The organism is Enterobacter sp. 4974935 (assembly GCF_058661735.1).
Map to the genome: position 1 here is coordinate 1,215,659 of NZ_JBZWGT010000003.1, position 13,141 is coordinate 1,228,799.

Below are 13,141 nucleotides of genomic sequence, written 5' to 3' on the forward strand. Positions count from 1 at the left end.
TCGGTTTCGGCCGAGCCAACTGGAAGCATGCTAATGGCTACGATTCATGTAGACGGCAAAGAATACGAAGTCAACGGGGCGGACAACCTGCTGGAAGCTTGTCTGTCTCTTGGCCTCGATATTCCGTACTTTTGCTGGCATCCGGCGCTGGGCAGCGTCGGTGCTTGCCGCCAGTGTGCGGTGAAGCAATATCAAAACGCGGAAGACACGCGTGGTCGACTGGTGATGTCCTGTATGACGCCAGCCACCGAAGGCACTTTTATTTCGATTGATGACGAAGAAGCCAAACAGTTCCGCGAAAGCGTAGTGGAGTGGTTGATGACCAACCACCCACACGACTGTCCGGTGTGTGAGGAGGGTGGTAACTGCCACCTTCAGGATATGACCGTCATGACCGGTCACAGCTTCCGTCGCTATCGCTTTACCAAGCGTACCCACCGAAATCAGGATCTGGGGCCGTTCATCTCTCACGAAATGAACCGCTGCATCGCCTGCTACCGCTGCGTGCGTTACTACAAAGATTATGCAGACGGTCAGGATCTGGGCGTGTATGGCGCGCATGACAACGTTTACTTCGGTCGTCCGGAAGACGGTACGCTTGAAAGCGAATTCTCCGGTAACCTGGTAGAAATCTGCCCGACCGGCGTGTTCACGGATAAAACCCACTCCGAGCGTTACAACCGTAAATGGGACATGCAGTTTGCGCCAAGCATCTGCCAGCAGTGCTCCCTCGGCTGTAACACCAGCCCGGGTGAACGTTACGGTGAACTGCGTCGTATCGAAAACCGTTACAACGGTACCGTTAACCACTACTTCCTCTGCGATCGCGGTCGTTTTGGCTATGGCTATGTGAACCTGAAAGACCGTCCGCGTCAGCCGGTTCAGCGCCGTGGCGACGACGTCATTACTCTCAACGCTGAACAGGCGATGCAGGGCGCGGCAGATATTCTGCGCCAGTCGAAGAAAGTGATCGGCATCGGCTCCCCGCGCGCCAGCATCGAAAGCAACTTCGCGCTGCGCGAGCTGGTTGGGGCGGAAAACTTCTATACCGGTATCGCCCATGGCGAGCAGGAACGTCTGCAACTGGTGCTGAAAGTGCTGCGTGAAGGCGGTGTACACACGCCTGCGCTGCGCGAAATCGAATCCTATGATGCGGTTCTGGTGCTCGGGGAAGACCTGACGCAGACCGGCGCACGCGCGGCTCTGGCGGTTCGTCAGGCGGTGAAGGGTAAAGCACGTGAAATGGCAGCGGCGCAGAAAGTGGCTGACTGGCAGATTGCGGCGATCCTCAACATCGGCCAGCGCGCGAAGCATCCTCTGTTTGTGACTAACGTCGACAACACCCGTCTGGACGATATCGCCGCGTGGACCTACTGCGCACCGGTTGAAGATCAGGCGCGCCTCGGCTTTGCCATTGCCCACGCGCTGGACAGCAACTCGCCGGCCGTTGAACTGGATCGCGACCTGCAGAACAAGGTCGACGTGATTGTTCAGGCGCTGGCGGGGGCGAAAAAACCACTGATCATTTCCGGTACCAACGCCGGTAGCGCTGAAATCATTCAGGCCGCAGCGAACGTTGCCAAAGCCCTGAAGGGCCGTGGCGCTGACGTCGGTGTGACCATGATTGCCCGTGCGGTGAACAGCATCGGACTGGGCATGATTGGCGGCGGCTCGCTGGAAGAAGCGTTAAGCGAACTGGAATCCGGTTCTGCTGATGCGGTGGTAGTGCTGGAAAATGACCTGCATCGCCACGCTTCCGCCGCTCGCGTTGACGCCGCGCTCTCCAAAGCACCGCTGGTGATGGTTATCGACCATCAGCGCACCGCGATCATGGACAAAGCACACCTGGTGCTCTCTGCGGCAAGCTTCGCAGAAAGCGACGGGACGGTGATCAACAACGAAGGCCGCGCACAGCGCTTCTTCCAGGTTTATGACCCGGCCTACTACGACAGCAACACCGTGATGCTGGAAAGCTGGCGCTGGCTGCACTCTCTGCACAGCACCGTGCAGAGCCGTGAAGTGGACTGGACGCAGCTCGACCACGTTATCGACGCGGTTGTTGAGAAACTGCCTCAGCTGGCGGGCATTAAAGACGCCGCGCCTGACGCAAGCTTCCGTATTCGCGGCCAGAAACTGGCGCGTGAGCCGCACCGCTACAGCGGTCGTACTGCGATGCGTGCCAACATCAGCGTGCACGAACCGCGTCAGCCGCAGGATAAAGACACCATGTTCGCCTTCTCGATGGAAGGGAACAACCAGCCGTCTGCGCCGCGTTCGCAAATCCCGTTTGCATGGGCACCGGGCTGGAACTCCCCGCAGGCATGGAACAAATTCCAGGCTGAAGTGGGTGGTCATCTGCGCCACGGCGATCCGGGCGTGCGTCTGATTGAAGCCTCCGAAACCGATCTGGACTTCTTCTCTAACGTTCCGGAACGTTTCCAGGCTCAGGAAGGCCACTGGCGTATTGCGCCGTACTACCATCTGTTCGGTAGCGACGAAATGTCCCAGCGTTCTCCGGTATTCCAGCAGCGTATGCCGCAGCCGTACATCAAGCTCAACCCGGCGGATGCCGCGAAGCTTGGCGTTAACGCGGGTGCGAACATTGCCTTTAGCTACGACGGCCAGACAATCAGCCTGCCGCTGATTATTTCTGAAAGCCTGTCAGCAGGGCAGGTGGGTCTGCCGATGGGTATGCCTGGCATCGCGCCGGTCCTGGCGGGTGCGCATCTTGATAACCTTCAGGAGGCAAAAGCATGAGTTGGTTAACGCCGGATCTTATCGACATCCTGCTGAGCATTCTGAAAGCGGTCGTCATTCTGCTGGTGGTCGTCACCTGCGGCGCGTTCATGAGCTTTGGTGAACGTCGTCTGCTCGGTCTGTTCCAGAACCGTTACGGACCGAACCGCGTGGGCTGGGGTGGTTCACTCCAGCTGGTGGCGGACATGATCAAGATGTTCTTTAAAGAGGACTGGGTTCCGCGCTTCTCGGACCGCGTGATCTTTACGCTGGCGCCGATGATCGCCTTTACCTCGCTGCTGCTGGCGTTTGCTATCGTTCCCGTCAGCCCGACCTGGGTGGTGGCTGACCTGAACATCGGCATTCTGTTCTTCCTGATGATGGCAGGCCTCGCGGTGTACGCGGTGCTGTTCGCAGGCTGGTCCAGTAACAACAAATACTCGCTGCTGGGTGCGATGCGTGCTTCCGCGCAGACGCTGAGCTACGAAGTGTTCCTGGGGCTCTCCCTGATGGGCGTGGTGGCGCAGGCCGGTTCATTCAACATGACCGACATCGTCAACAACCAGGCCGACATCTGGAACGTTATCCCGCAGTTCTTTGGTTTTGTGACCTTTGCTATCGCGGGCGTGGCGGTGTGTCACCGTCACCCGTTTGACCAGCCAGAAGCCGAACAGGAACTGGCCGACGGTTACCACATTGAATATTCCGGTATGAAATTCGGTCTGTTCTTCGTGGGCGAGTACATCGGTATCGTCACCATTTCCGCGTTGATGGTAACGCTGTTCTTTGGTGGCTGGCATGGCCCGTTCTTACCGCCGTTCATCTGGTTCGCGCTGAAAACCGCGTTCTTCATGATGATGTTCATTTTGATTCGTGCGTCCTTACCGCGTCCGCGTTATGACCAGGTAATGTCCTTCGGCTGGAAAGTGTGCCTGCCGCTGACGCTCGTCAACTTGTTGGTAACGGCGGCTGTCATTCTCTGGCAGCAGCCATAAGGGGCTTTGAGATCATGACCTTAAAAGAATTACTCGTAGGCTTTGGCACCCAGGTACGCAGTATCTGGATGATCGGCCTGCACGCGTTTGCCAAACGCGAAACCCGGATGTATCCGGAAGAGCCGGTATATCTGCCGCCGCGCTACCGTGGCCGTATCGTGCTGACGCGCGACCCGGACGGTTCCGAGCGCTGCGTAGCCTGTAACCTGTGTGCGGTAGCGTGTCCGGTAGGCTGTATCTCTCTGCAGAAAGCCGAGACGGTAGACGGCCGCTGGTACCCTGAGTTCTTCCGCATCAACTTCTCACGCTGCATTTTCTGCGGTCTGTGTGAAGAAGCGTGCCCAACCACGGCGATTCAGCTGACTCCAGACTTCGAGCTGGGTGAGTACAAGCGTCAGGACCTGGTGTACGAGAAAGAGGATCTGCTGATTTCCGGTCCGGGCAAATACCCGGAATATAACTTCTACCGGATGGCGGGTATGGCAATCGACGGCAAAGATAAGGGCGAAGCAGAGAACGAAGCTAAGCCTATCGACGTCAAGAGCCTGTTACCGTAAGGAGAGGGCAATGGAATTCGCTTTTTATATCTGTGGCCTTATCGCCATCCTGGCTACGCTGCGAGTGATCACGCACACCAATCCGGTGCATGCGTTGCTGTATTTAATCATTTCGCTGCTGGCTATTTCCGGGGTGTTCTTTGCGCTGGGCGCGCATTTTGCCGGTGCGCTGGAAATTATCGTCTACGCGGGTGCCATTATGGTGCTGTTCGTGTTCGTGGTGATGATGCTCAACCTGGGCGGCTCTGAAATTGAGCAGGAACGTCAATGGTTAAAACCGCAGGTGTGGATTGGCCCGGCAATTTTGTCGGCCATCATGCTGGTGGTGATTGTTTACGCTATTCTGGGCGTTAACGACCAGGGCATTGACGGCACGCCAATCAGCGCCAAGGCTGTTGGAATTGCGCTGTTTGGTCCGTACGTTCTGGCGGTTGAACTGGCCTCTATGCTGCTGCTGGCGGGCCTGGTTGTTGCCTTCCACGTCGGTCGCGAAGAACGTGTTGGTGAGGTGCTGAGCAACCGCACTGATGACCGTGCGAAAAGAAAAACGGAGGAGCGCGCATGATCCCCTTAACACATGGACTGATCCTCGCTGCGATTTTGTTCGTTCTGGGCTTAACCGGTCTGGTTATCCGCCGCAATCTGCTGTTTATGCTGATCGGTCTGGAAATCATGATCAACGCTTCCGCGCTGGCCTTTGTGGTCGCCGGCAGCTACTGGGGCCAGGCCGACGGTCAGGTGATGTACATTCTCGCCATCAGCCTCGCGGCTGCCGAAGCGAGTATTGGCCTGGCGCTGTTGCTGCAGCTCCATCGTCGCCGCCAGAACCTGAACATCGATTCAGTAAGTGAGTTGCGTGGATGAACATGCTTGCCTTAACCATTATTTTTCCGCTGATTGGCTTCGTGCTGCTGGCATTTTCTCGCGGCCGCTGGTCTGAGAATCTGTCTGCCACCGTGGGCATTGGCTCAATCGGTCTGGCTGCGCTGGTGACAGCGTATGCGGGTATCGATTTCTTTAACAATGGACGTCAGGCCTACAGCGTGCCGCTGTGGAACTGGATGTCGGTCGGTAACTTCAACATCGGTTTCAACCTGGTGCTGGATGGTCTGTCTCTGACCATGCTCTCCGTGGTCACCGGCGTGGGCTTCCTGATCCACATGTTCGCCTCCTGGTATATGCGCGGTGAAGAGGGATACTCCCGCTTCTTCGCCTACACCAACCTGTTTATCGCCAGCATGGTGGTTCTGGTGCTGGCCGATAACCTGCTGCTGATGTATCTGGGCTGGGAAGGCGTGGGTCTGTGCTCTTACCTCCTGATCGGTTTCTACTACACCGATCCGAAGAATGGCGCAGCGGCCATGAAAGCGTTCGTCGTGACCCGCGTGGGTGACGTCTTCCTCGCTTTCGCGCTGTTCATTCTCTACAACGAACTGGGCACGCTGAACTTCCGCGAAATGGTGGAACTGGCGCCAGCGCACTTCGAAGCAGGCAACAACATGCTGTGGTGGGCAACGCTGATGCTGCTGGGTGGTGCTGTGGGTAAATCCGCACAGCTGCCGTTGCAGACATGGCTTGCCGACGCGATGGCGGGTCCAACCCCTGTCTCCGCGCTGATCCACGCCGCGACCATGGTCACCGCCGGTGTCTACCTGATTGCGCGTACCCATGGCCTGTTCCTGATGACCCCGGAAATTCTGCATCTGGTGGGTATCGTCGGTGCGGTTACGCTGGTGCTGGCAGGCTTTGCCGCACTGGTGCAGACCGACATCAAACGCGTTCTCGCGTACTCCACCATGAGCCAGATTGGTTACATGTTCCTGGCGCTGGGCGTGCAGGCGTGGGACGCAGCCATTTTCCACCTGATGACGCACGCGTTCTTTAAAGCGCTGCTGTTCCTCTCATCCGGTTCGGTGATCCTGGCCTGCCACCACGAGCAGAATATCTTCAAAATGGGCGGACTGCGTAAGTCCATCCCGCTGGTCTATGTCTGCTTCCTGGTAGGCGGCGCGGCGCTGGCGGCACTGCCGCTGATTACCGCAGGCTTCTTCAGTAAGGATGAAATCCTGGCGGGCGCCATGGCGAATGGTCATATCAATCTGATGGTTGCGGGTCTGGTCGGTGCGTTTATGACCTCCCTGTACACCTTCCGTATGATTTTCATCGTCTTCCACGGTAAAGAACAAATTCACGCCCACGCAGGGAAGGGGATTACCCACCACCTGCCGCTGATTGTGCTGCTGGTACTCTCCACCTTCGTTGGCGCGATGATTGTGCCACCGTTGCAGGGCGTACTGCCGGCAACAACCGAGCTTGAGCACGGTCGCGTTCTGACGCTTGAAATCACCTCCGGCGTTGTGGCTATCGCGGGCATCCTGATTGCCGCATGGCTGTGGCTGGGCAAACGCACGCTGGTGACTGCCGTTGCCAACAGCGCGCCCGGCCGTCTGCTGGGCACCTGGTGGTACAACGCATGGGGCTTCGACTGGCTGTACGACATGATCTTCGTGAAGCCGTTCCTGGGCATTGCGTGGCTGTTGAAGCGCGATCCGCTGAACAGCCTGATGAATATCCCGGCGATCCTCTCTCGCTTTGCAGGTAAAGGCCTGCTGTACAGCGAGAACGGCTATCTGCGCTGGTATGTGGCATCCATGAGCATCGGTGCGGTTGTCGTGCTGGCGCTGCTGATGGTGTTGCGATAGTGGTTTTTGCCCGGTGGCGCTGCGCTTACCGGGCCTACGAGACCGTAGGTCGGGTAAGCGTGAGCGTCACCCGACACCACAAACCGCACTAACACGTGAATTTTGTCGAATTCGTTGAAAATCGGTCCCTGAGGGACTTTAACAAGGAATAAAAATCGCCATGTTATTACCCTGGCTAATATTAATTCCCTTCATCGGCGGCTTCCTGTGCTGGCAGACTGAACGCTTTGGCGTGAAGATGCCGCGCTGGATCGCGCTGATCACCATGGGATTGACGCTCGCGCTTGGCCTGCAACTGTGGTTGCAGGGTGGCTACTCATTGACTCAGTCTGCGGGCCTTCCGCAGTGGCAGTCTGAGTTCATTCTGCCGTGGATCCCACGTTTCGGTATCACGATCCACCTTGCGATTGACGGTCTGTCGCTGCTGATGGTCGTGCTGACCGGTCTGCTCGGCGTTCTGGCGGTACTCTGCTCCTGGCGAGAAATCGAAAAATACCAGGGCTTCTTCCACCTGAACCTGATGTGGATCCTGGGCGGCGTTATCGGCGTGTTCCTGGCCATCGACATGTTCCTGTTCTTCTTCTTCTGGGAGATGATGCTGGTGCCGATGTACTTCCTGATCGCGCTGTGGGGCCACAAGGCATCCGACGGTAAAACGCGTATCACGGCGGCCACCAAGTTCTTCATCTACACCCAGGCGAGCGGTCTGGTGATGTTGATTGCCATCCTGGCGCTGGTGTTTGTGCATTACAACGCCACCGGCGTCTGGACCTTCAACTATGAAGATCTGCTGAAGACCCCGATGTCCCACGGTGTGGAATACCTGCTGATGCTCGGCTTCTTCATCGCCTTCGCGGTGAAAATGCCGGTGGTTCCGCTGCACGGCTGGCTGCCGGACGCGCACTCTCAGGCGCCAACGGCGGGTTCCGTTGACCTGGCGGGTATCTTGCTGAAAACGGCGGCCTACGGTCTGCTGCGTTTCTCCCTGCCGCTGTTCCCGAACGCCTCCGCAGAGTTCGCGCCGATTGCCATGTGGCTTGGCGTGATCGGTATCTTCTACGGTGCATGGATGGCCTTCACGCAGTACGACATCAAACGTCTGATTGCTTACACCTCCGTTTCCCACATGGGCTTCGTACTGATTGCCATCTACACTGGCAGCCAGCTGGCGTACCAGGGCGCGGTGATCCAGATGATTGCGCACGGCTTGTCCGCTGCCGGTCTCTTCATCCTGTGCGGTCAGCTGTACGAACGTCTGCATACCCGCGACATGCGTATGATGGGCGGCCTGTGGGGCAAAATGAAATGGCTGCCTGCACTCTCCATGTTCTTCGCGGTTGCCACCCTGGGTATGCCAGGTACCGGTAACTTCGTTGGCGAATTTATGATTCTGTTCGGCAGCTTCAAAGTGGTTCCGATGATTACCGTCATCTCCACCTTTGGTCTGGTGTTCGCCTCCGTGTACTCGCTGGCGATGCTGCACCGCGCCTACTTCGGTAAAGCGAAGAGCGAAATTGCTGCTAAAGAACTGCCGGGGATGTCGCTGCGTGAGCTGTCCATCATCCTGCTGCTGGTCGTACTGCTGGTGCTGCTGGGCTTCTATCCGCAGCCGATTCTGGATACCTCGCACTCCGCGATGGGTAACATCCAGCAGTGGTTTGTTAATTCTGCTTCTACTACAAGGCCGTAATTCGCCATGACAATAACTCCACAACAACTGATCGCGCTGCTACCGCTGCTGATCGTCGGATTGACGGTGGTGGTTGTGATGCTCTCCATTGCGTGGCGACGCAATCACTTCCTGAATGCGACCCTGTCCGTTCTGGGTCTGAACGCTGCGTTAGTCTCCCTCTGGTTTGTTGGCCAGGCGGGCGCAATGGACGTCACGCCGCTGATGCGCGTTGACGGCTACGCCATGCTCTACACCGGTCTGGTGCTGCTGGCGAGCCTGGCAACCTGTACCTTTGCGTACCCGTGGCTCGAAGGGTACAACGACAACAAAGAAGAGTTTTACCTGCTGGTACTGATTGCCGCACTGGGCGGCATTCTGCTGGCGAACGCGAACCACATGGCCGCGCTGTTCCTCGGTATTGAGCTGATCTCACTGCCGCTGTTCGGCCTGATTGGTTACGCTTTCCGTCAGAAGCGCTCTCTGGAAGCGGCGATCAAGTACACCATCTTGTCCGCTGCTGCGTCGTCGTTCCTGCTGTTCGGTATCGCGCTGCTGTATGCACAGACGGGTAACCTCTCCTTCCTGGCGCTCGGTAAGAGCCTCGGCGACGGTATGATGCACGAGCCGCTGCTGCTGGCGGGTCTGGGCATGATGATTGTTGGCCTTGGCTTTAAACTCTCTCTGGTGCCGTTCCACCTGTGGACGCCAGACGTTTATCAGGGTGCGCCAGCGCCGGTCTCTACCTTCCTGGCGACGGCGAGTAAAATCGCTATCTTTGGCGTGGTCATGCGTCTGTTCCTGTACGCCCCGGTGGGTGACAGCGAAGCGGTTCGCGTGGTGCTGGGCATTATCGCGTTCGTTTCCATCATCTTCGGTAACCTGATGGCGCTGAGCCAGACCAACATTAAGCGTCTGCTGGGCTACTCCTCAATCTCCCATCTGGGCTACCTGCTGGTGGCGCTGATTGCGCTGCAAAGCGGTGAGATGTCGATGGAAACCGTGGGTGTGTATCTGGCCGGTTACCTGTTCAGCAGCCTCGGCGCGTTCGGCGTGGTGAGCCTGATGTCCAGCCCGTACCGTGGCCCGGATGCAGATTCCCTGTTCTCCTACCGTGGTCTGTTCTGGCACCGTCCGATTCTGTCTGCGGTAATGACCGTGATGATGCTCTCTCTGGCGGGTATCCCGATGACGCTGGGCTTTATCGGTAAGTTCTACGTGCTGGCCGTCGGTGTGCAGGCGGGTCTGTGGTGGCTGACTGCCGGTGTCGTTATCGGCTCCGCGATTGGTCTTTACTACTACCTGCGTGTGGCTGTGAGCCTGTACCTGAGCGCGCCTCAGCAGCTCAACCGTGATGCGCCGTCCAACTGGCAGTACAGCGCCGGGGGGATCGTGGTGCTGATCTCCGCGCTTCTGGTGCTAATCTTCGGTATCTATCCGCAGCCGCTGATTGAGATTGTGCAGCGCGCGATGCCGCTGATGTAAAAGCAAAAAACCCGCCTCGGCGGGTTTTTTATTGCCCAACGGCGCTACGCTTGCAGGGCCTACAGGTCTTGTAGGTCGGGTAAGCGAAGCGCCACCCGACTAAGCTAACTGCTTCCTGCTTATAAGCGGCCCGTCAATCTTCTTCATCGAGCGGTCCAGCACCTCTTCAATCACCGACGACAGCTCATTCAGCTCAAACTTCGCCACATAGCCGTCAGCCTTCACTTTGCGTATATGATCTTCGTTCGCGTTGCCGGAAAGAGACGAGTGGATCACCACCGGAATATCTTTCAGTACCGGGTCAGTTTTGATTTTGCGCGTCAGCGTAAAGCCGTCCATCTCCGGCATTTCGAGGTCGGTTAATACCAGGGCAATCTTATCGGTAACGGGGACGCCCTCAGCCTGAGCCTGCGCGGCCAGCTGAGTGATTTTCTCCCATGCGTCTTTGCCGGTGATATGCAGCTGAGCCGGGATCTCCATTGCCTGCAATCCCTTCTCCAGCATTGAGCGCGCTACTTTCGAGTCTTCAGCAACAATCGCGACAGAGCCAGGCTTGATGTTGAATTTGGTGGTTTCCAGATGGGGGGCGTGCAGATCGTGGTTCGCCGGGGTGATGTCATACAGGATCTGCTCCACGTCGAGCACCATTGCCAGATCGTTGGTATCGGTCTTATCGTCCAGACAGGCAATGCTGGTGATGTAGCGACCGCTGACGGCGGTTTCCGCGGCGTGCACCTGCTTCCAGTCGAGACGCATGATGTTCTCCACCGATTCCACGGCAAACGCCTGCACGCTGCGGGCATATTCGGTGATCAGCAAAATGTTTAGCCCGGTGGCTGGCTTGCAGCCGGCGACGGCGGCCAGATCGATCACCGGGATCACCTGGTCGCGAATATTTACCATCCCCATCAGCGGAGACTTCATTCCCGCTGGTTTGGTGAAGGTCGGCATCGGCACAATTTCGCGCAGTTTGAACACGTTGATGCCGAACAGCTCGGATTTATTTTCGTTCAGAGAGGTGCCAAGACGGAACAGCAACAGTTCAAAACGGTTGGACTGGGTCAGGTTCGCCCTGTCATCAATATCTTTCTGGAAATTATCCATTCTACCCTCAAGAGAAATGCTTGCCTTTTAATCGTTATCGGCACCCTGAGGGAAAAATGAAGGACTAAACGCTGACCTGAGCAAAATCTTCCGCCAGCTCGCATGCCGGGAACACCTCCCGACACTCTGCCAGCAGGCTTTCACAGCCGCGGACGTCATAGCGTGAGCTGACGTGAGTGACAATCAGTTTCCGGACGCCAGCCTCGCGCGCCAGCTGCGCGGCCTGACGCGTTGAGCTGTGCCCCCGGCTGTTGGCTTTCTCTTCCATCGCCGCTTCCAGCGTTGCCTCATGCACCATCACATCCACACCCCCGGCAAGCCGGAGCGCCGAAGGGCAGGGGGCGGTATCCCCAAAAATAGCCAGTTTTTTGCCCGGCTGCGGCGGCGCAAGGTAATCCTGACCGTTGATAACGCGCCCGTCTTCCAGCGTGACGGTCTCGCCGTGCTTCAGACGCTGGAACAGCGGGCCAGGTTTCACCCCATCGGCCTGCAACGCGGCAGCGTTCAGCGCCCCGGGCTTGTCATGCTCCTCAACGCGATAGCCGTAGCATTCCACCGGATGGTTAAGCGGGTAAGCGCGCACCTGGTAATCTCCGTCGTCGAACACCAGACCTTCGCCGATCTCAACCACCTCCAGCGGATAATCGGTCCACGAGCCGCTCAGGCGCAGCGTGGTCTCAACGAATGCCTGAATACCCGCAGGGCCATAAATGGTCAGCGGGTTAGCGTTACCGGCCATCGAACGGCTACACAGCAGGCCCGGCAGGCCAAACAGATGGTCGCCGTGCAGATGGGTGATAAATATTTTATCCACTTTCCCCGGGTGGTATGAGGTATGCAGCAACTGATGCTGCGTACCTTCGCCGCAGTCAAACAGCCACAGCCCGCCGCGGGTAGGATGCTTAAGATCCAGCAGAATAGCCGTCACGTTTCGTGAGCGGGTTGGCACGCCCGCGGACGTACCCAGAAAAATCAGTTCCATAACGCAATCAGCCCTTTGCCGAATGGGAAGGGGTTTAGTATAACGTGATGAACCCCAGGAAGGAGAAACACATGATCCAGTGGCAAGATCTACACCACAGCGAACTGACTATTCAGTCACTCTACGCCCTGCTCAAACTGCGCTGCGAAGTTTTTGTGGTTGAACAAACCTGCCCGTATCAGGATATCGACGGCGATGACCTGGTCGGCGAGAACCGGCACATCCTCGGCTGGCGCGATAACGAGCTGGTGGCGTATGCGAGGATTCTGAAAAGCGAAGAGGATTTTGACCCTGTCGTCATTGGCCGCGTCATTATCAGCGGAAGCGCGCGCGGTGAAAAGCTGGGCTATCAGCTGATGGAAAAAACACTGGACGCATGCCAGAAACGGTGGCCAGACAAGGCGTTATACCTGGGCGCGCAGGCGCATTTGCAATCATTCTATGGCCATTTTGGTTTTACCCCGGTCACGGACATTTACGATGAAGATGGCATCCCACACATCGGTATGGCGCGCGAAGCGAAACAGGCGCAATAGCGAGACGTTGTCTATAGTTATCGGACTGGTGTACTAACATGGAGAAAAATATGTCATTTCAATCCTGGGATACCCGAGCAGACGACGATCTAACGCTGTTAAGCGAAACGCTGGAAGAAGTACTGCGCTCTTCAGGCGATCCTGCCGATCAGAAGTACATTGAGCTTAAAGCCCGCGCCGAGCAGGCGCTGCATGACGTGAAAAACCGCGTCAGCAACGCATCCGACAATTACTACTACCGCGCCAAACAGGCGGTTTATCGTGCCGACGATTATGTGCACGAAAAGCCGTGGCAGGGCATTGGGGTCGGTGCGGCCGTAGGGCTGGTGCTGGGCCTGCTGTTAGCCCGTCGTTAAGCCGGTAAACCCCTCCCTA

The 13,141-nt window shown here is 57.4% G+C and carries 12 protein-coding genes; 10 read left to right on the forward strand and 2 right to left on the reverse strand.

Annotation, left to right across the window (positions count from 1 at the left end):
* Window positions 1-33: 33 nt before the first annotated feature.
* The 8 genes from nuoG to nuoN all read left to right on the forward strand — a co-directional run bounded on the left by nuoG (window position 34) and on the right by nuoN (window position 10,144).
* Window positions 34-2,757, forward strand: a complete 2,724-nt coding sequence (gene nuoG / locus AC4OVS_RS07045; RefSeq protein ID WP_161177125.1) for an NADH-quinone oxidoreductase subunit NuoG — start codon at window positions 34-36, stop codon at window positions 2,755-2,757.
* Window positions 2,754-3,731, forward strand: a complete 978-nt coding sequence (gene nuoH, locus AC4OVS_RS07050; RefSeq protein ID WP_022648828.1) for an NADH-quinone oxidoreductase subunit NuoH — start codon at window positions 2,754-2,756, stop codon at window positions 3,729-3,731. The genes nuoG and nuoH overlap by 4 nt, the downstream gene beginning before the upstream one ends.
* A gap of 14 nt (window positions 3,732-3,745) precedes the next feature.
* The gene (gene nuoI, locus AC4OVS_RS07055) at window positions 3,746-4,288 is read left to right on the forward strand and encodes an NADH-quinone oxidoreductase subunit NuoI (RefSeq protein WP_003861491.1); all 543 of its coding nucleotides are present in this window, start codon (window positions 3,746-3,748) and stop codon (window positions 4,286-4,288) included.
* A gap of 10 nt (window positions 4,289-4,298) precedes the next feature.
* Complete coding sequence (gene nuoJ / locus AC4OVS_RS07060) at window positions 4,299-4,853, forward strand: NADH-quinone oxidoreductase subunit J (protein WP_006176507.1); 555 nt, start codon at window positions 4,299-4,301, stop codon at window positions 4,851-4,853.
* Window positions 4,850-5,152: an NADH-quinone oxidoreductase subunit NuoK gene (nuoK, locus tag AC4OVS_RS07065; RefSeq protein WP_006176506.1), complete on the forward strand. Its 303-nt coding sequence runs from the start codon at window positions 4,850-4,852 to the stop codon at window positions 5,150-5,152. Before nuoJ ends, nuoK begins: the two co-directional genes overlap by 4 nt.
* Window positions 5,149-6,990, forward strand: a complete 1,842-nt coding sequence (gene nuoL, locus AC4OVS_RS07070) for an NADH-quinone oxidoreductase subunit L (RefSeq protein WP_022648827.1) — start codon at window positions 5,149-5,151, stop codon at window positions 6,988-6,990. Before nuoK ends, nuoL begins: the two co-directional genes overlap by 4 nt.
* A 160-nt stretch (window positions 6,991-7,150) precedes the next feature.
* Window positions 7,151-8,680, forward strand: coding sequence for an NADH-quinone oxidoreductase subunit M (gene nuoM, locus AC4OVS_RS07075; RefSeq protein WP_023300624.1), 1,530 nt, complete (start codon window positions 7,151-7,153; stop codon window positions 8,678-8,680).
* 6 nt (window positions 8,681-8,686) lie between these two features.
* Window positions 8,687-10,144: an NADH-quinone oxidoreductase subunit NuoN gene (nuoN, locus tag AC4OVS_RS07080; protein WP_022648825.1), complete on the forward strand. Its 1,458-nt coding sequence runs from the start codon at window positions 8,687-8,689 to the stop codon at window positions 10,142-10,144.
* Window positions 10,145-10,243: 99 nt separating this feature from the next.
* Here nuoN and AC4OVS_RS07085 read toward each other — a convergent pair whose 3' ends face one another.
* Together AC4OVS_RS07085 and rbn are read right to left on the reverse strand one after the other, a co-directional pair.
* Window positions 10,244-11,248, reverse strand: a complete 1,005-nt coding sequence (locus AC4OVS_RS07085) for a chemotaxis protein (RefSeq protein ID WP_058646999.1) — start codon at window positions 11,246-11,248, stop codon at window positions 10,244-10,246.
* Between the two features lie 64 nt (window positions 11,249-11,312).
* Window positions 11,313-12,230 carry a ribonuclease BN gene (gene rbn / locus AC4OVS_RS07090; protein ID WP_022648823.1) on the reverse strand — a complete coding sequence of 306 codons (918 nt, stop codon included), beginning with the start codon at window positions 12,228-12,230 and terminating at the stop codon, window positions 11,313-11,315.
* Between the two features lie 71 nt (window positions 12,231-12,301).
* Here rbn and AC4OVS_RS07095 point away from each other — a divergent pair, with 71 nt between their 5' ends.
* The gene (locus AC4OVS_RS07095; RefSeq protein ID WP_038416448.1) at window positions 12,302-12,766 is read left to right on the forward strand and encodes a GNAT family N-acetyltransferase; all 465 of its coding nucleotides are present in this window, start codon (window positions 12,302-12,304) and stop codon (window positions 12,764-12,766) included.
* Between the two features lie 50 nt (window positions 12,767-12,816).
* Window positions 12,817-13,122, forward strand: coding sequence for a stress response protein ElaB (elaB, locus tag AC4OVS_RS07100; protein WP_022648821.1), 306 nt, complete (start codon window positions 12,817-12,819; stop codon window positions 13,120-13,122).
* Window positions 13,123-13,141 lie beyond the last annotated feature (19 nt).

Excerpts from the sequence above, each read along its gene's own strand:
- nuoG (WP_161177125.1), top strand. The coding sequence starts at position 34 with ATGGCTACGATTCATGTAGACGGCAAAGAATACGAAGTCAACGGGGCG.
- nuoH (WP_022648828.1), top strand. The coding sequence starts at position 2,754 with ATGAGTTGGTTAACGCCGGATCTTATCGACATCCTGCTGAGCATTCTG.
- nuoI (WP_003861491.1), top strand. The coding sequence starts at position 3,746 with ATGACCTTAAAAGAATTACTCGTAGGCTTTGGCACCCAGGTACGCAGT.
- nuoJ (WP_006176507.1), top strand. The coding sequence starts at position 4,299 with ATGGAATTCGCTTTTTATATCTGTGGCCTTATCGCCATCCTGGCTACG.
- nuoK (WP_006176506.1), top strand. The coding sequence starts at position 4,850 with ATGATCCCCTTAACACATGGACTGATCCTCGCTGCGATTTTGTTCGTT.
- nuoL (WP_022648827.1), top strand. The coding sequence starts at position 5,149 with ATGAACATGCTTGCCTTAACCATTATTTTTCCGCTGATTGGCTTCGTG.
- nuoM (WP_023300624.1), top strand. The coding sequence starts at position 7,151 with ATGTTATTACCCTGGCTAATATTAATTCCCTTCATCGGCGGCTTCCTG.
- nuoN (WP_022648825.1), top strand. The coding sequence starts at position 8,687 with ATGACAATAACTCCACAACAACTGATCGCGCTGCTACCGCTGCTGATC.
- AC4OVS_RS07085 (WP_058646999.1), bottom strand. The coding sequence starts at position 11,248 with ATGGATAATTTCCAGAAAGATATTGATGACAGGGCGAACCTGACCCAG.
- rbn (WP_022648823.1), bottom strand. The coding sequence starts at position 12,230 with ATGGAACTGATTTTTCTGGGTACGTCCGCGGGCGTGCCAACCCGCTCA.
- AC4OVS_RS07095 (WP_038416448.1), top strand. The coding sequence starts at position 12,302 with ATGATCCAGTGGCAAGATCTACACCACAGCGAACTGACTATTCAGTCA.
- elaB (WP_022648821.1), top strand. The coding sequence starts at position 12,817 with ATGTCATTTCAATCCTGGGATACCCGAGCAGACGACGATCTAACGCTG.